This is a genomic window from Aeromonas sp. Marseille-Q7275 (assembly GCF_965119515.1).
On record NZ_CBCPLW010000026.1, the window covers coordinates 43,233 to 63,190 of the forward strand.

Genomic DNA, 19,958 nt, shown 5'->3' on the forward strand with positions numbered 1-19,958 from the left:
CACCCGATTACATGGCGTCCGCCGGGCGCCCTTTTCCTGTGCCTGATGCCCACGGCCGCGCGCAGGGATGACGCGAATGACCCATCACGGAGGATTTATGAGTTACAGGATCGACAACTTCATCGACGGCGAAACCACAGAGAGTCGCAGCGAGCGTTTCGGCGCCATCTTCGATCCGGCCACCGGCCAGCAGCAGGGCACTGTGGCCCTCTCCACCGCCGCCGAGTGCCTCGATGCCATCGCCAGCGCCGAGCGCGCCTTCGCCGACTGGTCCCAGACCCCGCCGCTGGTGCGGGCGCGGGTGATGTTCCGCTTCAAGGAGCTGATGGAGCTGCACAGGGACGAGCTGGCCCGCCTCATCAGCCGCGAGCACGGCAAGGTGTTCTCCGACGCCCAGGGGGAGCTGACCCGGGGACTGGAGGTGGTGGAGTTTGCCTGCGGCATTCCCCATCTGCTCAAGGGGGAGCACTCCCTCAACGTGGGCCGCGGGGTGGACAGCCACTCCATGATGCAGCCGGTGGGGGTCTGCGCCGGCATCACGCCGTTCAACTTCCCGGCCATGGTGCCGCTCTGGATGTTCCCGGTGGCGCTGGCCTGCGGCAACAGCTTCATCCTCAAGCCGTCCGAGAAGGATCCCTCGCTGGCCCTGCGCATGGCCGAGCTGCTCAAGCAGGCGGGTCTGCCGGACGGGGTGCTGAACGTGGTCAACGGCGACAAGGAGGTGGTGGACGTGCTGCTGACCGATCCGCGGGTACAGGCGGTCTCCTTCGTCGGCTCCACTCCCATCGCCCAGTACATCTATGCCACCGCCTCGGCCCACGGCAAGCGGGTGCAGGCTCTGGGCGGCGCCAAGAACCACATGCTGGTGATGCCGGATGCGGATCTCGATCAAGCGGTCTCCGCCCTGATGGGGGCGGCCTACGGCGCGGCCGGCGAACGCTGCATGGCGATCTCGGTGGCCCTGGTGGTCGGCGATGCCACCGCCGATGCTCTGGTCGCGAAACTCTCGCCCCTGGTGGCGGCGCTGCGGGTCGGACCCGGCCTCGGCCAGAGCCCGGAGAATGAGATGGGCCCCCTCATCAGTCGCGAGCACCTGGCCAAGGTGCGCGGCTACGTGGATCAGGGGGTGGCAGAGGGGGCCGAACTGGTGGTCGATGGTCGCGGTGTCAGCCACGGTGAGGGCTACTTTATCGGCGGCAGCCTGTTCGACCGGGTCGGCCCCGAGATGCGCATCTACCGGGAGGAGATCTTCGGCCCCGTGCTCGCCATAGTGCGGGCGCCGGACTACGAGACGGCGCTGCGCCTCATCAACGAACACGAGTACGGCAACGGCACCGCCATCTTTACCTGCGACGGGGATACCGCAAGGGACTTCACCACAAGGGTTCAGGTCGGTATGGTAGGGGTGAACGTACCCATCCCTGTGCCCATGGCGTTTCACAGCTTCGGTGGCTGGAAGCGATCCATCTTCGGGCCGCTCAACATGCACGGGCCGGACGGGGTGCGCTTCTATACCCGGATGAAGACGGTGACTGCACGCTGGCCCCAGAGCCTGCGGGCCGGCGCCGAGTTCTCCATGCCGACCATGAAATGATCAACATGCAGCAGCTAGCCCTGGCATGGCCCGGCGGAAGGAGTCCGCCGGCGTGTCCCGCTATCCCTGTGAAGGAGTGACAGATGCGACTGGGAATTCTCGATTGTGACCGGCTGGACCCCGACTTGGTTGGGAGTTTCGGCCCCGTTTACTCCGAGATGTTTATCAAGGGATTCCGGGCGCTGGCCCCGGCGTTGGAATACAGGGTCTGGTCGGCGCTCGACGGCGAGCTGCCGAGCGACTTGAACGAGTGCGATGCCTGGCTCATCACAGGCTCGCGCCACGATGCCTACAGCGACATCCCCTGGATCCTGGCGCTGCGCGACTGGATCCGGCGGGCCCACGATGCCAACGTCAAGCTGGCCATCTGCTCGGTCATCAGGTGATCGCCCAGGCGCTGGGGGAGAGGTGGTGAAGTCCACCAAGGGTTAGGCTGGGGTCTCGGTTCCTACACTACCCTTTTCGCCGCCAGCGTCGGTGGTGAAAAAGAAACAGCCGGGGCCTCAAGCCCATCCGGTTCCTGCCCGTTCACCAGGATCAGGTGAGGCAGTGGCCCCGGGGGCGACCCTGCTGGCGGGCAACGACTTCTGCCCGAACTTCATGTTCCTGCAGGGGGATCACATAGTCGCCATCCAGGGTCATCCGGAGTTTTCGGTGGAGTACAATCGGGCACTGATCGAGCGTCGGCGGGATCGGTTGCCCGACGAACACTACCAGAGCAGCCTCTCCTCCCTGGAGGGAGAAGTGGACTCGGCCACCATGATGCAGTGGCTGCTGCAGTTCCTCGGCATGCTGCCGGTCGGGCCTGCCGTGCGCTGAGCGTCCGTTTGTCATATCCACCCTGCAGATGCTAGATTTTGTAGCAAAATGAAGGATCAAGCGGTGATATGCCGAGCTCGGATGGTACACTGGCCGCCATTTGTGGCGGCCTTGTCCATCTGACGACAGCCGCGCCAGCCTGTGAGGGTGCAACCTTGAAACTACAGCAGTTGAAGTATCTGATCGCGGTGCGGGACCACAATCTCAACGTCTCCGTCGCTTCCGATGCGCTCTATACCAGCCAGCCTGGGGTGAGCAAGCAGATCGGCTTGCTGGAGAGCGAGCTGGGGGTGCGCATCTTCGAGCGTCGCGGCAAGCACCTGCACAGGATCACCCCTGTGGGGGAGGAGATCATCAAGTGCGCCGAGGCCATGCTCAACATAGAGAGCAAGATCAAGGCCATCTCCCGGGAGTATCTGGACCCGACGGTGGGCACCCTCAACATCCACACTACCCACACCATAGCCCGCTACCTGCTGCCGAAAAGCGTCACCTATTTCACCAAGAAGTACCCCAAGATCTCGTTCCACCTGCACCCCGTGATGTCGGCTACCAAGGAGCAGATCAGCAAGGGTTACTCGGATTTTTCCATCGTGGCCCACGAGATAGGCTTCGACAAGGAGCTGATCGCGCTGCCCGCCTATCTCTGGACCCTGTCGCTGGTGGTGCCCCAGGATCACCCCCTGGCCAAGGTGAAGAAACCGACCCTGGAGCAGCTCTGCCAGTACCCCATCCTCAGCTACGAGAGTGGCGCCACCGGGCGTCAGGTGCAGGACAGGGTGTTCCAGGCGGCCGGCCTCAGCCCCAACTACTACATGACGGTGATGGATGCGGGGGTCATCAAGCGCTACGTGGAGCTGGGCTTTGGCATCGGCATCATCTCGTCGCTGGTGGCCAACGACACCGATGCCCCCGGCCTGGTGGCCATCAATCTGGAGCACCTGTTCGAGCCCTGCCCGGCCCAGCTCTGCTTCAGCAAGAGCATCCTCTTGCAGAACTACATGTATGACTTCATCAGCTCCTTCTCCCCCCATCTCACCAAGGAGATGATCCAGAACGTGATGCAGCAGCCGACCCAGGCGCGCATCGACGAACTGCTGGTCGGGGTGGAGCTGCCCGTCTACTGAGTCGTCTTCCGTGACAGATCCGGTGCCGCTGGGTGCCGGATCCTGGCCGCCCTGTCGAGGTCCCCATGTCCCGCATCCTGCTGCTTGCCAATCTCAACTGTGATCATGTGCTCTCCCTGGCCGAACCTCTGGTGGCGGGGGCGCGCCTGCAATACGTGGATCAGGGGCGCAGGCTCGGCGGCGGCGCCGCCAACACCGGCATAGGGCTGGTGTGGGCGGGGCACGAGGTCATCATCGCCTCCCGCATCGGGCTGGACGAGACCGGCGACTGGCTGCTGGAGCAGGCGGCGGGCCATGGGCTGGACTGTTCCCACGTGGAGCGCTTCGGCGGCGAGACGGGGGAGCTGCTGGTGCTGGTGGACTCCACCGGGGAGCGCACCATTCTGAGGCGGCCGCGTCGCCCGGATCTGCCCGGCGACCTGCCGCTGGAGGGGGTGGACTGCCTCTATGTGAACTACCCCGGCACCGCCATCATCGGCTACATGCGCCAGATGCTGGGCAAGAGTTTCGTGGTGGCCCAGTATCCCAAGGGCGGGCAGGCTCGCCGCCCCTGCCACGTGCTGGTGGCCTCCCGCGCCGATCTCGCCGAGGTGGGCGACCCCTGGCAGCATGCCCGCCAACTCGCAGGAGATCAGCTCGAATGGCTGGTGCTGACCGAGGGCAAGGCGGGGGCCGTGGCCATCCACGGCGAGGAGCAGGTGCGGGTGGCGGCGCGGCCTGTGTCCGTGGTCGACACCACGGGGGCGGGGGATGCCTTCGCCGGCGGCCTTATCCACGGTCTGGCCCGCGGCATGGCGATGAGGGATGCCCTGCAGTGTGCGGTGGACTGGGGCGCCTTCGCGGTCGCCTCCGAGAGTTCCATCCCCTCCCAGGCCCTGAAAACCTGGCTGAAGCATCCCCACTGACAGCCGCGAACCGGCCCGCTCGCCGGCCTGCGGTCCTGTGCCTGGCGATGGAATTTAGCCGCCGGAAATGGCCAAAACCCCGCCTCGAGCCGGCAAGTTTGCGATCAATCAAAGAAAGTGTCGATTTATGTACATCTTCGTCGACACCCGCCAGAGCTGCTCTTAACCTTGTCACTCCACGACCCGGCTGAAGACGCGACACCTGTGCGGGCGCACGTGCAGTCTCACCTCTCTGGCCACTGGCTGTCGTCCTGATTTCTGGCTTGTAGTAAGAGGCAAGTGCGACCATGCAACTCACACGATTTACCGACTATGCCCTGCGTACCCTGACCTTTCTGGCCATCCAGCCCGGTGATCGCCTGTCGACCATCACGGAAGTGGCCGATACCTTCGCCATCTCCCGCAACCACGTGGTCAAGATAGTGCATCAGCTCGGCATCAAGGGGTACATCGAAACGGTACGTGGCAAGCATGGCGGCATCCGTCTCGGCCGCTCCGCCGTCTCCATCAACCTGCGCGACGTGGTGATGGACATGGAACACGTGCTCTGCCCGGTGGACTGCAAGCGCGAGAACTGCCGCCTCTCCGGCGGCTGCCGTATCCAGGGCATACTGCGCCGCGCCATGAACGCCTTCCTCGAGGTGCTGGGGGAGTACACGCTGGCGGATGCGGTGCGGGATCCGACCCGGCTGTGCCACCTGCTGGGGATAGAGCAGGACAATATCCTGACCATGGCCTGAGGGTCATGACTGTGAAAGGGCCCCGAGGGCCCTTTTTGCTGTCTGGCATGCATGCTGGGGACGGATCTGGGGGCGTCGGAATGCCGGAGCCGTCAGAGCTGGGGGATCAGGGTGATGGCGCCGTGCAGGCAGGCGAGGCCGCAGGCACCGCAACCGTCGCAGGCCGCCATGTTGACGCTCACCCCCTCGCTGCTGGCCTTGATCGCCTGCTGGGGACAGGCATCCTCGCACAGCAGGCAGTAGAAGCCCTGACGGGCCTGACAGCTCGCCTCTATCCTGACCCGGGTCTGTACCTGACGGCCGAGCCTCAGATCCAGCGCCCCGGTGGGACAGGCTCTGGCGCAGCTGCCACAGTAGCTGCACTGGCCGCAGGCGAGATCCAGCACTGGGGTGCCGGCGATGGGGGTGCCGACATATTCGGGCTGGTCGGCGGGTTTGAGCAGACCGTTGGGGCAGGCCTTGAAGCAGTCGCCGCAGCGGCGGCACAGGGCGAGGAATTGCGACTCTTCGATGGCCCAGGGCGGGCGCGCCTCGTGGCAAACCATGTCCGGTTTGCGGGTGCCCCCCAGTGCGTGCGTCAGCCAGCGACAGAAAAAATGAGTCATGCCCACCCCTATACCTATTAGGGGTTAATTTTATCCAGTTTTCCGCCGGCAAGCCAGAGAATAGCGCCGGCCAGGATCGCAAGCCGGGTTGCCCTTGTGTAAGCTAGGCGGGTCTTTTTGCGGGATCTGATGAACTCATGTGGTTATTTCTGTGGCGTGCTTCTCTGCTGTATATCTTCCCCCTGCTGATGTGGGCCTACTGCCACATCAAGGAGATCGAGTTCACTGAGCTCGACACCGGGGTCAACAGTCACAAGTGGGTGGTGCTGGCCGCCTACCTCATCTATGTCCTGTTCTGGTTGCTGCTCAACCGTTATCTCGAACTCTTCCTGCGCCAGCGGAGCCGCCGATGACAGGGTTGTCTGCACGAGTTGATCTCCAGCGCTTCCTGCGTCGGCGGAGTCGGCGATGATCCCGATGACGACCTGGCTGCCTGCCTTGCTGGCCGGTCTGCTGGCCCTGCTCCTCGGCTGGCTGGCGGGGCGTCGCACGGCCCGTGAGGAGACACTGCTCATTGAGGAGCGCCATCAGGCGCTGCAGGACAGGTTCGACGAGCTGCAGGACGAGAAGATGCTGGGCCAGCAGAAGCTGGAGCAGCAGCAGGCCCTGTTGCTCAAGCTCACCGCCCGCCTCAAGGATGCCGAAGCCACCCTGCGCAGCGAGCGCATCGCCAGCGCCGAGAAGCTGCAGCTGCAACAGCAGGCGGAGGCTCGCCTCAGCCAGCAGCTCGAAAACCTCGCCAACCGTATCTTCGAGCAAAACTCCGGTAACTTCCGCGAACTGAACCAGAACAGCCTGGATCTGCTGCTGACACCCCTGAAGGAGCAGCTCGAGGGCTTTCGTCGCCAGGTGGGGGAGACCCACGCCCAGGAGACGGCCCAGCGCCACAGCCTCAGGTTCGAGCTGGAGCGCCTGGCCGAGCTCAATGCCCGCATGACCGAAGAGGCCGCGGCCCTGACCCGGGCCCTCAAGGGAGACAGCAAGCAGCAGGGCAACTGGGGGGAGGTGGTGCTGGCGCGGATCCTCTCCGAGTGCGGTCTGCGGGAAGGCCACGAGTATCACACCCAGGTCAATATCGAGGTGGACAAGGGCAAGCGCTATCAGCCCGACGTCATCGTCCACCTGCCCCAGGACAAGGACATCATCATAGACGCCAAGGTGTCTCTGACCGCCTACGAACGCTGGTACAACGCGGGGGACGAACTGGAGAGGGCGGTGGCGCTCAAGGAGCATGTCGCCTCGGTGCGCAACCACATCCGCGAGCTGGGCCGCAAGGATTACCAGCAACTGCCCGGGGTGCGCACCCTGGACTATGTGCTGATGTTCGTGGCGGTGGAGCCTGCCTTCCTCACCGCCCTGGAGGCCGACCCCTCCCTGGTGCGTTACGGGCTGGATCACAACATTCTGCTGGTGAGCCCCACCAACCTGATGGTGGCACTGCGCACCATAGAGAACCTGTGGCGCTACGAGCGGCAGAACCAGAACTCGCGCCAGATAGCGGAGCGGGCCGGTCGCCTCTACGAGAAGCTGCGGCTGTTCGTGGAGGAGATGCAGCAGATGGGGGGCAGCCTGCACAAGGCACAGGAGAGCTACGACAAGGCGATGGGGCGACTGGTCAACGGCCGTGGCAACCTGATCGCCCAGGCCGAGCGTTTTCGCGAGCTGGGGGTCGAGGTCACCAAGCCCCTGCCGGAGCCCCTGGTCAACCGCGCGCTGGAGCAGGAAGACTCCGCAGACTGACGCAACGGCGACGGTCGAACTCAGACAAAAAGGGCAGCCCGCGGGCTGCCCTTTTTATCATGGTGATCCGCGACGCCGGCCTCATTGCCGCCAGAACGAGGGGAAGCAGATCACCGCCACCGTCAGGATCTCGAGCCGCCCCAGCAGCATGCCGAACGACAGTATCCACTTGGCCGAGTCAGGCAGGCTGGCGAAGTTGGTGCTGGGCCCGATGACGGGGCCCATGCCCGGGCCCACGTTGGCCACCGCTGTGATGGAGCCCGAGATGGCTGTCAGGGGATCCAGGCCGATGGCGGCGAGCAGGGCGGCGATCAGCAATATGACGGCGAAGTAGACCAGCACGAAGGAGATCAGGGAGCGGATGATGGCGTCGTTCACCGGGCGGCCGTTGTACTTCTGGGGGAAGACACCGGAGGGGTGCATCAGCTGGCGCATCTGCTTCTTGAACAGGGCGAAGGCCACCTGCACCCGGAAGATCTTGAGGCCGCCCGAGGTGGAGCCGGAGCAGGCGCCGAGCGCCAGCAGGATCATGAAGATGATGCTGGTGAGCGGGCCCCAGGTACCGAAGTCGCCGAGGCCATAGCCTGTGGTGGTAACCACCGAGACAATATTGAAACTACTGATGCGCAGGGCATCCATAAAGCCGTAGATGTCCCTGAACCACAGATAGAAGGTGACGATGAGGGTCACCCAGACCACCAGCCAGAAGAAGCCCTGTACCTGGGCATCCTTGAGCAGGCTGTTGTCACGGCGGGAGAGGGCCTGCACATAGAGCAGGAAGGGCAGGCCGCCGAGGAACATGAAGAGGGTGCCGATCCAGTGCGCCTCGTTGGAGAAGTGGGACATGGATTGGTCCGAAGTGGAGTAGCCCCCGGTGCTGAGGGTCGTCATGGCGTGGTTGACCGCCTCGAACAGCGTCATGCCGCTCACCCAGTAGGCGAGGAAGCAGAGCATGGAGAGCACCAGATAGACCACCACTATGTTGTTGGCCACCGTCTTGGCGCGGGGCGCGCTCTTGTCCGACCAATCCGAACTCTCGGTCTGGAACAGCTTCATGCCGCCGACGTTGAGGTAGGGCAGCACGGCCACCGCCATGACGATGAAGCCCACGCCCCCGAGCCACTGCAGGATGGAGCGCCACAGCAAGATGCTGTGGGCCATGCCGTCGAGCCCCGACAGCACGGTGGATCCCGTGGTGGTGACCCCTGACATTGTCTCGAAGTAGGCGTCGGCAAAGCCGATATGGGTGATGAAGACGAAGGGCAGGGCGCCGAAGATGCAGGCCACCACCCAGACCGAGGTGGTGAGCAGGAACATCTCCCGTACCCCGAGGTGAAACTCGGCCTTGCGCCCGTAGTGCAGGCAGAGCAGGGCGGCGCCGTGGGTGATGAGCACGGACTTGAGAAACTCGACGAAACCCTCGGAGCCGGTGAGCAGCGCCAGCAGGGTGGGCAGCCACATGAAGAGGGCCAGCTTGGAGAGCACCAGCCCGAGGGTGAAGACGATGGGACGCAGCTTGATCATGCAAGATAACCTGGTCGTTGATTGAAAAAAGACCCGGACCTTCCCTCTGGGCAGTGTCCGGGTCTGAATGTCGCAGCCTGTTGCATGGGGTGCTTACAGGAAGAAAGGGCTGGGCTGGAACAGGCGTTCCACTTCCGGGATGTACTTCTTGTCCACCAGGAACATCACCACATGGTCATCCTGCTGGATCTGGGTGCGATCGTGGGCGATCAGCACCTCATCCCCCCGGACCACTGCGCCGATCGTGGTGCCCGGCGGCAGCTTGAGCTCGCCCACCGTCTTGCCCACCACCTTGGAGGTGTTCTCGTCACCGTGGGCGATGGCCTCGATGGCTTCGGCGGCGCCGCGGCGCAGGCTGTAGACGTTGGCGATGTCGGCACGGCGCACATGGGTCAGCAGGGCCGAGATGGTGGCCTGCTGGGGCGAGATGGCGATGTCGATGGAGCCGCCTTGCACCAGATCCACGTAGGCGCCGCGCTGGATCAGCACCATTGTCTTCTTGGCGCCCATCTTCTTGGCGAGCAGGGCCGACATGATGTTGGCCTCGTCCTCGTTGGTCACCGCGATGAAAACGTCGATCTGATCGATGTGCTCCTCCGCCAGCAGCTCCTGATCCGCCGCGTCGCCACAGAAGACTATGGTGTGTTCCAGGTTCTCCGAGAGCTGCTCCGCCCGCTTCTGGTTGCGCTCGATGAGCTTGACGCTGTAGCGCTTCTCCAGCTGGCGGGCGAGGCCAGCACCTATGTTGCCGCCCCCGACTATCATGATGCGGCGATAGGGGCTCTCGAGCCGCTGAAGCTCCGACATCACGGCCCGGATGTGGCCGGCGGCGGCGACGAAGAACACCTCGTCATCCGCCTCTATGATGGTGGTGCCTTGCGGGCGGATGGAGCGACCCTGGCGGAAGATGGCGGCTACCCGGGTCTCGATGTTCGGCATGTGATCCCGCAGGGTGGAGAGGGCATTGCCCACAAGGGGGCCGCCGTAGTAGGCCTTGACCGCCACCAGACCCACCTTGCCACCTGCAAAATCAACCACCTGCAGTGCACCCGGATACTCGATGAGACGACGCACATAGTCGGTCACCAGCTGTTCGGGGGCGATCAGGTGATCCACAGGCACGGATTCCGGCAGGAACAGGCGATCCCGCTCCACCAGATAGGCGGGGGAGCGGATCCGCGCCACCTTGTTCGGGGTGTTGAACAGGGAGTAGGCCACCTGACAGGCGATCATGTTGGTCTCGTCACTGTTGGTGACCGCGACCAGCATGTCCGCATCCTGGGCCCCCGCCTCCCGCAGCACCCTGGGGTGGGCGCCGTGGCCGTTCACCACCCGCAGGTCGAACTTGTCCTGCAGCTCCCGCAGGCGGTCGCTGTCGGTGTCGACTATGGTGATGTCGTTGTTCTCGCCGGCGAGGTTTTCCGCCAGGGTGCCACCCACCTGACCCGCACCCAGAATGATGATTTTCATATGGACATCTTACTCAAGATTGTTGCTTCGAAACGAGGCAAGCCTGCCTGTCGCCCGGACTCGGCATCCGGCTGCACGGCCTACAGCTTGATCAGCTTGGCATAATAGAAGCCGTCCATCTCCGCCTCGCCGGGCAGGAACTGGCGACCCGGGCAATCCGGGTTGTCCTGCTGGTGCAGCGGCACCAGACGGGCATCCTTGGTGTCAGCCAGGAAGGCGCGGATCTGGTCGCGGTTCTCTTCCGGCAGCACCGAGCAGGTGGCATAGAGCAGGGTGCCGCCGCTCTTCAGCTTCGCCCAGAGGGCGTTCAGAATACGGCGTTGCAGCTCGGCCAGCTCGCGGATGTCCTGATCCCGGCGCAGCCACTTGATGTCCGGATGGCGGCGGATGACGCCGGTGGCTGAGCAGGGGGCATCCAGCAGGATGCGGTCGAACTGGCCCTCTGGCCACCACAGATCCGGCGTACTGGCATCCCCGTGGATCACCCGGGCGGTGAGGCCGATGCGATCCAGGTTCTCCTGCACCCGGGTGAGGCGGTTCTCGTCGGCATCCACGGCCACCACACCGGCGAGGGCGGGCTGCAGCTCCAGCAGGTGGGCGGTCTTGCCGCCGGGGGCGGCGCAGGCGTCCAGCACCCAGTCACCCGGCTGGGGATCGAGCAGGCGTGCGGCCTGCTGGGCGGCACCGTCCTGCACCGAGCAGTCACCGGTTTCGAAGCCGGGCAGCTTGGTCACGTCGCAAGGGCGCTCCAGCAGGATGCAATCCTCACCCTCTTCGCCGGCCACCGCATTGATGCCCACTTCGGCCATGCGGGCCAGCATCTGTTCGCGGCTCTGGCGCTGGCTGTTGTTGCGGATCCACATGGGGGGGCGCTGGTTGTTGGCCTCCATGATGAACTCCCAATCTTCGGGATAGGCCTGACGCAGACGCTTGGTGAGCCACTCGGGGTGGCCGAGGCGGATGCTGGGCACCCGGTCGATGCGCAGCAGTATGACTTCGGCGCTGCGCTGGAAGTTGCGCAGCACGCCGTTGATGAGGCCGCGCAGTGAGGTGCCCTTGAGCAGCTTGACGGCATTGACGGTCTCGGCCACGGCGGCATGCGCCGGAATGCGGGTGTAGATGAGCTGATAGAGACCGACCAGGATCAGATAGTGGAAGATGCGGCTCTTGTTCTTGAGCGGCTTGTCCATCATCTCGCTCACCGCTGCGTCGAGACGGGGCAGCCAGCGCAGGGTGCCGTAGCAGAGTTCTTGCAGGAGGGCGCGATCGCGAGGCGCCACCTTCTCCTGGGCAGCAGGCAGAACAGCGGAGAGGGATTGGCCCTGATCCAGCACCTGTTGAATAACGAGAGCGGCCTGTGCACGTGTTTTCATAGAGTTACCTTAGATGCGCAAGTCGGGGCCTGGGCCCCGCTTGTGTCAATTCAATCCAGTTCAATGCACTTGCGTGCCGGGTTCAAACCAGTCGCGGCGAGAGTTGAGCAGATCCGGGACGGACATGGCCTTCTTGCCGGGCGGTTGCAGGGTCAGCAGACGCAGCACTCCCTTGCCGGTGGCGACGTCGATCCCCTGCTTGTCGGCCTTGAGCAGGGTGCCGGCGCTCTGGCCATGGTCGCTGTCGATGACCTCGGCCTGCCACACCTTGATGGTCTGCTCCGCGACCTCGAACCAGCTGATGGGCCAGGGATTGAAGGCACGGATGCAGCGCTCGATGGCGACGGCCTCCATGGACCAGTCGATGCGCGCCTCTTCCTTGGAGAGCTTCTGGGCATAGTTGGCCAGCGCATCGTCCTGCGCCTCGGCAGCTGTGTCACCGGCGGCCATGGCATCTAGGGTATCGACCAGCGCCAGTGGGCCCAGCTCGGCCAGCTTGTCGTAGAGGCTGGCGGAGGTCTCATCACTGGCGATAGGGCAGCTCACCTTGCGGATCATGGCGCCGGTATCCAGCCCCACATCCATCTGCATGATGGTGACGCCGGTTTCGCTATCGCCGGCCCAGATGGCGCGTTGGATGGGGGCGGCACCGCGCCAGCGTGGCAGCAGGGAGCCGTGCACGTTGAGGCAGCCCAGCCGCGGAGTGTCGAGCACCGCCTTGGGCAGGATCAGGCCGTAGGCCACCACCACCATGAGATCGGCGCCAAGGGCGGCCAGCTCGGCCTGCGCCTCTTCATTGCGCAGGGACGCCGGCTGGTAGACAGGCAGTTCGTGGGCCAGGGCCAGCTCCTTGACCGGGCTGGCGGTCAGTTTCTGACCACGGCCCGCGGGCTTGTCGGGCTGGGTGTAAACGGCGACGACCTCATGGTCGGAAGACAACAACGCCGCCAGGTGACGGGCGGCGAAGTCGGGGGTACCGGCAAAAATCAGTTTCAGCTTGTTCAATGGGGCAGATCCTCAGAGGACTTTGCGATCTTCACGGGCCATCTTTTCCAGCTTCTGACGGATGCGCTGGCGCTTGAGCGGGGACAAGTAATCCACAAACAGCTTGCCGACCAGATGATCCATCTCATGCTGTATGCAGATAGCGAGCAGATCGTCCGCTTCCAGCTCGAATGGCTTGCCGTGGCGATCCAGCGCCCGGACCTTGACCCACTCGGCGCGCGGCACCAGGGCGCGGCTGCCGGGGACCGAGAGGCAACCCTCTTCGATGCCGGTGCTGCCTGACTGCTCCAGGATCTCCGGGTTGATCAGCACCAGCTGATCTTCACGGTCTTCAGAGACGTCGATGACGATGATGCGCTGATGAATGTCGACCTGAGTCGCGGCCAGGCCTATGCCTTCCTCCGCATACATGGTTTCGAACATATCATCTACAATCTGTTGTAACTCGGGTGTAATGGTCTCGACAGGGGCTGCGACTGTGCGCAGGCGCTCATCGGGGAAACGCAATACATCTAGAATGGCCATAGTTTTTTCTTTAGTTTCATGTAAACGCAGTCAATATTGACGTAATTCTAGTCATTTACGTCGACAAAAAACAGCAACACTTTGCGTGCAGAAGTAACAGGGAGTGTTATGCATCTGAAGCAAATCATCCTCGCCTGTCTGGCGACAGCCCTGGCCAATGGTGCCATGGCACAGCAGTTGACGCTGAAATCCGGCTATCCCGAGAGTTACGTGGTGCAGAAGGGGGATACCCTCTGGGATATCTCGGGCCAGTATCTGGCCGAACCCTGGCTCTGGCCACGTCTCTGGAACATCAATCCCCAGATTGCCAATCCACACTGGATTTACCCAGGCGACGTGCTACAACTGAGCTGGGTCAACGGCGAGCCGCGTCTGGGCAAGGCCAGCCAGGGCGGCAAGCAGGTTATTCACCTCTCTCCCAAGAATCGCTACGAGAACAAGGCCAATCCCATTCCGACCCTGCCCCTCAGCGAGATAGTGCCCTTCCTGCAAACCGATCACATTCTGGCCGACAGCCAGCAGAGCAAGGATCTGCCCTATGTGCTTGGCAATAACGACAAGCATATCGGCATGCTGGAGGGGGACACCCTCTATGTACATGGGGCGCTGAATCCGGGTCAGAGTTACGGCATCTATCGCCCCGGGGTGACTTACAAGGACAAGCTGACCGGTGAGCAACTCGGCCAGGAGGCGATTTTTGTCGGCACTGTGCGGGCGGAGGATCGCCAGGCCAACGACAGCACCAGAGTCACGCTGACGCACAGCAGGCGCGAGGTGTATCAGGGAGACAAGGTCATCCCGTTGCCACCGCAGGAGAGCCTCTCTGCCGTCTTCATGCCAAAGGCGGCGCCGGTGATTTCCCCCGGTTATGTGATAGAGCTGCCGAGCAAGGTGCGCGGAGGAGGCAAGTTCGACGTTGTCCTCATCAACAAGGGGCAGCGGGATCAGATTGCGCCAGGCGATGTGCTCGAGATTTTGCGTCCGGGAGCCGAGATGGTGGAAAAGAATGGCAAGGTCTCGTATCGGGAATATGCTTCCGTCTATGACAAGGCATTCCACTCTGCTGGCAAGTCGTCCCTGCCCGCCGAAGCGGTTGCCAGGGTCATGCTGTTCAAGGTGTATGACAAGCTGAGCTATGGCCTCATCCTGCAGAGCCAGGACTTGGTCAGCTCGGGTTATCAGGTCAGTAACTTCTGACGTGCCACTTCCACTCGGGCGGCTGTCGCTGTGGCTGACGCTGGATGCGGTGACCGGCATAGGCCCGGTCACCGCCGCCCGCCTGCTGGCCCATTTTGGTGGCGACATCACCGCTCTGTTTGACTCAGACGATGGCACCCTGCGATCGCTTGGTCTGCAGAGCGCCCAAATTCAGCAGATGAGATGGTCCCTGCCGGTTGTGGATCAGGGGCTGAACTGGGTCGAAGCGCCTGGCAATCACCTCCTTTGTCTCGATGACCCCGCCTATCCTGCCTTGCTCAAAGAGATCCCCGCTGCCCCCTTGCTGCTCTATTGCCGCGGGGATCTCGCTGCCCTTTCCCTGCCACAGCTGGCGATGGTGGGAACTCGTCACCCCACCTATGCAGGCAAGGACAACGCCGCCCGTTTGTGTGCCGAGCTGGTGGAGAGCGGCCTGGCGATCACCTCCGGATTGGCGCTGGGCATTGATGGCATCTGTCACCAGCACGCCTTGGCATCGGGCGGTGTGACGCTGGCGGTGCTGGGCTCCGGGCTTGACTGCCTCTATCCAAAGCGCCATCAGGGCCTGGCGATGCAGATCCTCGAGTACGGCGGCCTGCTTGTCTCCGAGCTGGCGCCGGACCAGGGACCGCTGGCGGAACATTTCCCTCGCCGCAATCGCATCATCAGTGGCCTGTCGCTGGGCACGCTGGTGGTGGAAGCGGCCGAGCAGAGCGGCTCACTCATCACGGCCCGCTACGCGCTGGAGCAGGGCCGCGAGGTCTTTGCCGTACCGGGCGCACCGCAAAATACCCAGGCCGCTGGGTGCAATCGCCTGCTTCAGCAAGGGGCCAAGCTGGTATTGAATGCGGCAGATGTCATGGAAGAGCTGCCTGCCCTTGTGCCGTTTAAGGGGCCGGCGAACCCTTCTCCCGAGCCATTGCATAATAGCGAATTGCCTTATGCCGATTTGTTGGATAACGTAGATTATGAGACCACGAGCGTGGATACCGTTGCCGAGCGGGCCCAGCTTCCTGTCGAAGTGGTATTGGGCAGGTTGGTAGAGCTGGAGCTGGCCGGTGCAGTGATGGCGGTAGCCGGTGGATACGTCAGAGCGAGGAGGGCGAATCATGTTTGATGTATTGATGTACCTTTTCGAGACCTACATCCACAGCGATGCAGATGTGATGGTCGAGCAGGATGAACTCACCGACGAACTTAGCCGGGCCGGTTTCAATCAGGACGAGATTGAGAAGGCGCTCAACTGGCTGGAACGACTGCCCAATCTGCATGACAGCGAGCGGGAGGTGTATGTCACCGCCAGCGCGCAAGGTTCGATGCGGATCTACGCCCCGCAAGAGCTGGCTCGCCTCAGCACAGAGTGCCGTGGTTTCCTGCTGTTCCTGGAGCAGGCCCAGGTGCTTAACGCCGAAACCCGCGAGATCTGTATCGAGCGCTTGCTGGAGCTGGACAAGCCGGATATCGAGCTGGATGACCTGAAGTGGGTCGTCATGATGGTGCTGTTCAACGTCCCGGGCAGTGAGAATGCCTACCAGCAGATGGAGGAGCTGGTGTTTGACGAGTCAGACGGTGTCATTCACTGACAGTCCGGTGCCGCGCTGGTAGAATTCAGGCCATCTGGATTCCAAGGCGCGGCCCATGTCAAAAATCGATCATCACCTCTTTTCTGCCCACGAACATGCATTCGAGCGCGAGCCGTGCCCGCAGTGTGGTGCCGAGCTGGTGATCCGTCAGGGCAAGCATGGCCCCTTCCTGGGCTGTTCAGCCTACCCCTCCTGTGATTACATTCGTTCCCTGACGTCCTCCGGCCGCGACATCGAAAAGGTGCTCGAAGGATCGGCCTGCCCCGATTGTGGCCAGGCGCTGGCGATCAAGAAGGGGCGCTACGGTCTTTTCGTGGGCTGTACCCAGTATCCGGCCTGCCAGCATATCGAGTCCCTGCAGGAGAGCGACGATACCCAGATCCTCTGCCCGGAGTGCGGCAAGGGCCATCTGGTGAGCCGCACCTCCCGCTACGGCAAACAGTTTTACTCCTGTGATGCCTTTCCCCACTGCAAGTACGTGGTAAATGACAAGCCTGTTCCCATGCCCTGCCCCGAGTGTGGCTGGGGCATCATGATCGAGAAGAAAGTGAGGGGGAGTCTGCGCTGGGTCTGTCCGCAAAAGAAATGCTGTCATCAGATTGAGCGGGTATAATCCTGCCGCCATAAGCCCGCTGGCAGCTTGCTGGCAAGGGAGTGTTTCATCTGGATTTATCACCTTGCCGTGAACCGCCCCTTTATGGCCGTGCCGTTGGGCGCCGATCCCGATGTTGCCGCGCCGCCAGCCTCTTGACCTGCCCGGCATCGCAGGCGCTGCACTGGCCGATGATGAGCAGGCGCTCTGGCGGGTCAAGCGTCCGAATGTACTGAAGAGGCGAGGGCACCAAGGTGCCCTCATGTCGGTTCAACTTACAACCCAGTGATGAGAGGTGGCAGCCCGGCTGTCGCATTTTTTCTATGCCAAACGAATTTGAACAAGCGATCGCCGCCCTGCACCGCGAAGGGGTGATCGCCTATGCCACCGAGGCCGTCTTTGGCCTGGGGTGTGATCCCGACTCCGAGGCTGCGGTTCGGCGCCTGCTGGCCATCAAGCAGCGCCCGGTGGAGAAGGGCCTGATCCTGATCGCCGCCGATCTGGTGCAGTTGCAGGATTATATCGATCTGAGCCAGCTCAGCAGCGAGCAGCTTGCGCGCGTGCAGGCGAGCTGGCCCGGCCCCTTCACCTGGATCATGCCTGCCCGTGCGACCACGCCGGCCTGGCTGACGGGTCAGTTCGATACCCTGGCGGTGCGCATCACGGCCCATCCTCAGGTGCAGGCCCTGTGCCGCGCCTTTGGCAAACCCCTGGTCTCGACCAGTGCCAACCTGACCGGCGAGGAGCCTGCCCGTCGGGTGGCCGATATCGGTGAGCTGCTGGCAAGCCAGCTGGCTTACATCCTGCCCGGTGAAGTCGGGGGACAAGCCAATCCATCCGAGATCAAGGACGCCCGTACCGGCGCCATCATTCGTCCCTCCTGAGGGGCGGCAAGTGCCTGATTTGCAGTCATGACGGGCGATGTGCTCATGGCGCGACACCACAATATAAAATGGACGGGACGATCAAGATCCTGCCTGACTGGAGACAAGATGAGCAAACCGGATGTGGCCCAGGTCAAAGCCTTCCTGCTGCAGTTGCAGGACGAGATCTGTCGGGGACTGGAACAGGCTGACGGCACCGGACACTTCGTGGAGGATGCCTGGCGCCGTGAAGGCGGTGGTGGAGGACGTACCCGGGTGCTGTGCCATGGCGCTGTGATCGAGCAGGGCGGGGTCAACTTCTCCCATGTCTATGGCGATGCCATGCCGGCGTCGGCGACCGCTCACCGCCCCGAACTGGCCGGCCGCAAGTTCGAGGCCATGGGTGTCTCGCTGGTGATCCATCCGCACAACCCCTATGTGCCGACCAGCCATGCCAACGTCCGTTTCTTCATCGCCGAGAAAGAGGGCGAGGCGCCCATCTGGTGGTTTGGCGGCGGTTTCGATTTGACGCCCTTCTATCCGTTTGCCGAGGATGTGCAGCACTGGCACCAGGTCTCCCGTGATCTCTGCCAGCCTTTTGGCGATGAGATCTACCCCGAGTTCAAGTCCTGGTGCGATCGCTACTTCTTCCTCAAGCATCGCAACGAGACCCGGGGTGTGGGTGGCCTCTTCTTCGATGATCTGAACCGCTGGCCCTTTGCCGACTGCTTCGCCTTCATGCAGGCGGTAGGTCGGGGTTATCTCGATGCCTATCTGCCCATCGTCGAGCGACGCAAGGCGCTGCCCTATGGCGAGCGGGAGCGGGCGTTCCAGCTCTATCGTCGCGGCCGTTATGTGGAGTTCAATCTGGTGTATGACAGGGGCACCCTGTTCGGGTTGCAGACTGGCGGGCGTACCGAGTCGATCCTGATGTCGATGCCCCCCCTGGCCCGCTGGGAGTACGACTGGCAGCCGGAGGCGGGCAGCCCCGAGGCCTTGCTCTATACCGACTACCTCACGCCACGAGAGTGGCTGTGACTCGAGGGGCCATGACGGGCCCCTTTTTACTGGCCGATATTCGGCTTGTTCCCGATTGAGAAAACCCGTTAAATCGGGTGATCACCCTCTGATGGAACTCTTTGATGGATCGTTATCTGGTTTTTGGCCACCCGGTGCGCCACAGCAAGTCCCCCTTCATTCATACCCTGTTCGCCAGACAGACCCAGCAAGAGCTGGAGTATGGGCTGGCCGAGCCCGCCGTCGACGAGTTTGCCGCTACCCTGCGCAGCTTCTTTGCCCAGGGAGGCAAGGGGTGCAATGTCACAGTGCCTTTCAAGGAGCAGGCATTCGCCCTGGTCGATCGACTGAGTCCAAGGGCCAAGCGGGCAGGCGCGGTCAATACCATCAAGCTGACCGATGATGGCGTGCTGCTGGGGGACAACACCGATGGCGCCGGGCTGGTAGCCGATCTCAAGTCCCATGGGGTGACGCTGGCAGGCAGCCGGATCCTGTTGCTGGGGGCCGGTGGGGCGGCTCGCGGTGCGCTGGCGCCGCTGCTGGCGGAGAAGCCGGGCGAGTTGGTCATCGCCAACCGCACTCATGGAAAAGCGCAGCAGCTGGCTGCCGAATTTCAGGATCTGGGTGCGCTCAGTGCCAAGACTTACGAGCAGTTGGCGGGACCGTTCGATCTTATCATCAATTCCACTTCCGCCAGTCTGCAAGGGGAGCTGCCACCGCTGGCGCCTGCCCTGATCCACGCCGATATCGCCATTTACGACATGATGTACGGTGCGACGGACACTGCCTTCATTGGCTGGGCCAAGCAGCATGGCGCCCGTCAGACCATGGATGGGCTCGGCATGCTGGTGGAACAGGCTGCCGAAGCCTTTACCGTGTGGCGCGGCATCCGGCCTGGCACCAAGCAGGTGTTGAGAGAGCTGAAGCGCAACCTGGGCACCTTGTAAGTCGGTTTGCTTATCAAGCTGGCTGGGAGTGGCACAACCGCGAATGTGCAGTCCCGCAGACGCGCTCTGGCAACCTCACCCTCTGGTATCTGGGCAGAACAGCTCTCATCCTCGGGGAAAAGTGCTCCCCTCGGGCAGGAGAGTGAAATTGCCACTATTTTGAAATGGGATTTAAAGCGATAAATAACAATGTGTTACGGTGTTTTTGAGCTCGCGTTGTTCGCGTTTATCAAGTTTTTTCTCAAAGCAGCGGAACTTGTGCGAAATGGTGCTGACTAACTGGATAGTTGAGGAAGTGCTAGCTAGTCACCTTTATAACTCCCCGGTATTTA

At 62.8% G+C, this 19,958-nt stretch carries 19 protein-coding genes and 1 pseudogene; 14 read left to right on the forward strand and 6 right to left on the reverse strand.

Annotated elements, in window-relative coordinates:
* Positions 1-97 precede the first annotated feature (97 nt).
* The 5 genes and pseudogenes from ACWPWQ_RS19245 to ACWPWQ_RS19265 all read left to right on the forward strand — a co-directional run bounded on the left by ACWPWQ_RS19245 (position 98) and on the right by ACWPWQ_RS19265 (position 5,185).
* Positions 98-1,594: a CoA-acylating methylmalonate-semialdehyde dehydrogenase gene (locus ACWPWQ_RS19245; RefSeq protein WP_139437618.1), complete on the forward strand. Its 1,497-nt coding sequence runs from the start codon at positions 98-100 to the stop codon at positions 1,592-1,594.
* Positions 1,595-1,677: 83 nt separating this feature from the next.
* Positions 1,678-2,413, forward strand: a pseudogene (locus tag ACWPWQ_RS19250) (glutamine amidotransferase-related protein).
* A gap of 155 nt (positions 2,414-2,568) precedes the next feature.
* Positions 2,569-3,540: a LysR substrate-binding domain-containing protein gene (locus tag ACWPWQ_RS19255; protein ID WP_005326177.1), complete on the forward strand. Its 972-nt coding sequence runs from the start codon at positions 2,569-2,571 to the stop codon at positions 3,538-3,540.
* A gap of 65 nt (positions 3,541-3,605) precedes the next feature.
* Complete coding sequence (locus ACWPWQ_RS19260) at positions 3,606-4,445, forward strand: PfkB family carbohydrate kinase (protein WP_139437620.1); 840 nt, start codon at positions 3,606-3,608, stop codon at positions 4,443-4,445.
* 287 nt (positions 4,446-4,732) lie between these two features.
* The gene (locus ACWPWQ_RS19265) at positions 4,733-5,185 is read left to right on the forward strand and encodes an Rrf2 family transcriptional regulator (RefSeq protein ID WP_005326180.1); all 453 of its coding nucleotides are present in this window, start codon (positions 4,733-4,735) and stop codon (positions 5,183-5,185) included.
* Between the two features lie 92 nt (positions 5,186-5,277).
* On the opposite strand, the gene ACWPWQ_RS19270 is transcribed toward ACWPWQ_RS19265, so the two are convergent.
* Complete coding sequence (locus tag ACWPWQ_RS19270; protein ID WP_247627693.1) at positions 5,278-5,790, reverse strand: ferredoxin-type protein NapF; 513 nt, start codon at positions 5,788-5,790, stop codon at positions 5,278-5,280.
* Between the two features lie 137 nt (positions 5,791-5,927).
* Here ACWPWQ_RS19270 and ACWPWQ_RS19275 point away from each other — a divergent pair, with 137 nt between their 5' ends.
* Together ACWPWQ_RS19275 and rmuC are read left to right on the forward strand one after the other, a co-directional pair.
* Positions 5,928-6,143, forward strand: coding sequence for a hypothetical protein (locus ACWPWQ_RS19275; RefSeq protein ID WP_139437624.1), 216 nt, complete (start codon positions 5,928-5,930; stop codon positions 6,141-6,143).
* Positions 6,144-6,198: 55 nt separating this feature from the next.
* Positions 6,199-7,530, forward strand: coding sequence for a DNA recombination protein RmuC (gene rmuC / locus ACWPWQ_RS19280; RefSeq protein WP_454010549.1), 1,332 nt, complete (start codon positions 6,199-6,201; stop codon positions 7,528-7,530).
* Positions 7,531-7,611: 81 nt separating this feature from the next.
* On the opposite strand, the gene ACWPWQ_RS19285 is transcribed toward rmuC, so the two are convergent.
* The 5 genes from ACWPWQ_RS19285 to def all read right to left on the reverse strand — a co-directional run bounded on the left by ACWPWQ_RS19285 (position 7,612) and on the right by def (position 13,427).
* Positions 7,612-9,054, reverse strand: coding sequence for a TrkH family potassium uptake protein (locus ACWPWQ_RS19285; RefSeq protein ID WP_139437627.1), 1,443 nt, complete (start codon positions 9,052-9,054; stop codon positions 7,612-7,614).
* Positions 9,055-9,147: 93 nt separating this feature from the next.
* Positions 9,148-10,524: a Trk system potassium transporter TrkA gene (gene trkA, locus ACWPWQ_RS19290; protein ID WP_139437629.1), complete on the reverse strand. Its 1,377-nt coding sequence runs from the start codon at positions 10,522-10,524 to the stop codon at positions 9,148-9,150.
* 80 nt (positions 10,525-10,604) lie between these two features.
* The gene (gene rsmB / locus ACWPWQ_RS19295) at positions 10,605-11,897 is read right to left on the reverse strand and encodes a 16S rRNA (cytosine(967)-C(5))-methyltransferase RsmB (RefSeq protein ID WP_139437631.1); all 1,293 of its coding nucleotides are present in this window, start codon (positions 11,895-11,897) and stop codon (positions 10,605-10,607) included.
* A gap of 60 nt (positions 11,898-11,957) precedes the next feature.
* Positions 11,958-12,902 (reverse strand): methionyl-tRNA formyltransferase, encoded by a 945-nt coding sequence (gene fmt, locus ACWPWQ_RS19300; RefSeq protein ID WP_454010550.1) that lies wholly within the window; start codon positions 12,900-12,902, stop codon positions 11,958-11,960.
* A 12-nt stretch (positions 12,903-12,914) separates the two neighbouring features.
* Entirely contained in the window at positions 12,915-13,427 is a 513-nt protein-coding gene (gene def, locus ACWPWQ_RS19305) for a peptide deformylase (protein WP_025325337.1), read from the reverse strand.
* A gap of 108 nt (positions 13,428-13,535) precedes the next feature.
* On the opposite strand from def, the gene ACWPWQ_RS19310 reads away from it, so the two are divergent.
* The 7 genes from ACWPWQ_RS19310 (at position 13,536) to aroE (ending at position 19,626) form a co-directional block, all read left to right on the forward strand.
* Positions 13,536-14,624, forward strand: a complete 1,089-nt coding sequence (locus ACWPWQ_RS19310; protein ID WP_202047932.1) for a LysM peptidoglycan-binding domain-containing protein — start codon at positions 13,536-13,538, stop codon at positions 14,622-14,624.
* A gap of 1 nt (position 14,625) precedes the next feature.
* Positions 14,626-15,741 carry a DNA-processing protein DprA gene (dprA, locus tag ACWPWQ_RS19315; RefSeq protein ID WP_454010551.1) on the forward strand — a complete coding sequence of 372 codons (1,116 nt, stop codon included), beginning with the start codon at positions 14,626-14,628 and terminating at the stop codon, positions 15,739-15,741.
* Complete coding sequence (locus ACWPWQ_RS19320; RefSeq protein WP_454010552.1) at positions 15,734-16,207, forward strand: DUF494 family protein; 474 nt, start codon at positions 15,734-15,736, stop codon at positions 16,205-16,207. The genes dprA and ACWPWQ_RS19320 overlap by 8 nt, the downstream gene beginning before the upstream one ends.
* A gap of 55 nt (positions 16,208-16,262) precedes the next feature.
* Entirely contained in the window at positions 16,263-16,820 is a 558-nt protein-coding gene (locus ACWPWQ_RS19325) for a topoisomerase DNA-binding C4 zinc finger domain-containing protein (RefSeq protein ID WP_454010553.1), read from the forward strand.
* Between the two features lie 302 nt (positions 16,821-17,122).
* Entirely contained in the window at positions 17,123-17,683 is a 561-nt protein-coding gene (locus ACWPWQ_RS19330; RefSeq protein WP_454010554.1) for a Sua5/YciO/YrdC/YwlC family protein, read from the forward strand.
* A 108-nt stretch (positions 17,684-17,791) separates the two neighbouring features.
* Positions 17,792-18,700 carry an oxygen-dependent coproporphyrinogen oxidase gene (gene hemF, locus ACWPWQ_RS19335; RefSeq protein WP_454010555.1) on the forward strand — a complete coding sequence of 303 codons (909 nt, stop codon included), beginning with the start codon at positions 17,792-17,794 and terminating at the stop codon, positions 18,698-18,700.
* Positions 18,701-18,804: 104 nt separating this feature from the next.
* Positions 18,805-19,626, forward strand: a complete 822-nt coding sequence (gene aroE / locus ACWPWQ_RS19340; protein WP_265435570.1) for a shikimate dehydrogenase — start codon at positions 18,805-18,807, stop codon at positions 19,624-19,626.
* The last annotated feature ends 332 nt before the right edge of the window (positions 19,627-19,958 follow it).

Excerpts from the sequence above, each read along its gene's own strand:
- ACWPWQ_RS19245 (WP_139437618.1), top strand. The coding sequence starts at position 98 with ATGAGTTACAGGATCGACAACTTCATCGACGGCGAAACCACAGAGAGT.
- ACWPWQ_RS19260 (WP_139437620.1), top strand. The coding sequence starts at position 3,606 with ATGTCCCGCATCCTGCTGCTTGCCAATCTCAACTGTGATCATGTGCTC.
- ACWPWQ_RS19265 (WP_005326180.1), top strand. The coding sequence starts at position 4,733 with ATGCAACTCACACGATTTACCGACTATGCCCTGCGTACCCTGACCTTT.
- ACWPWQ_RS19270 (WP_247627693.1), bottom strand. The coding sequence starts at position 5,790 with ATGACTCATTTTTTCTGTCGCTGGCTGACGCACGCACTGGGGGGCACC.
- ACWPWQ_RS19275 (WP_139437624.1), top strand. The coding sequence starts at position 5,928 with ATGTGGTTATTTCTGTGGCGTGCTTCTCTGCTGTATATCTTCCCCCTG.
- rmuC (WP_454010549.1), top strand. The coding sequence starts at position 6,199 with ATGATCCCGATGACGACCTGGCTGCCTGCCTTGCTGGCCGGTCTGCTG.
- ACWPWQ_RS19285 (WP_139437627.1), bottom strand. The coding sequence starts at position 9,054 with ATGATCAAGCTGCGTCCCATCGTCTTCACCCTCGGGCTGGTGCTCTCC.
- trkA (WP_139437629.1), bottom strand. The coding sequence starts at position 10,524 with ATGAAAATCATCATTCTGGGTGCGGGTCAGGTGGGTGGCACCCTGGCG.
- rsmB (WP_139437631.1), bottom strand. The coding sequence starts at position 11,897 with ATGAAAACACGTGCACAGGCCGCTCTCGTTATTCAACAGGTGCTGGAT.
- def (WP_025325337.1), bottom strand. The coding sequence starts at position 13,427 with ATGGCCATTCTAGATGTATTGCGTTTCCCCGATGAGCGCCTGCGCACA.
- ACWPWQ_RS19310 (WP_202047932.1), top strand. The coding sequence starts at position 13,536 with ATGCATCTGAAGCAAATCATCCTCGCCTGTCTGGCGACAGCCCTGGCC.
- ACWPWQ_RS19320 (WP_454010552.1), top strand. The coding sequence starts at position 15,734 with ATGTTTGATGTATTGATGTACCTTTTCGAGACCTACATCCACAGCGAT.
- ACWPWQ_RS19325 (WP_454010553.1), top strand. The coding sequence starts at position 16,263 with ATGTCAAAAATCGATCATCACCTCTTTTCTGCCCACGAACATGCATTC.
- ACWPWQ_RS19330 (WP_454010554.1), top strand. The coding sequence starts at position 17,123 with ATGCCAAACGAATTTGAACAAGCGATCGCCGCCCTGCACCGCGAAGGG.
- hemF (WP_454010555.1), top strand. The coding sequence starts at position 17,792 with ATGAGCAAACCGGATGTGGCCCAGGTCAAAGCCTTCCTGCTGCAGTTG.
- aroE (WP_265435570.1), top strand. The coding sequence starts at position 18,805 with ATGGATCGTTATCTGGTTTTTGGCCACCCGGTGCGCCACAGCAAGTCC.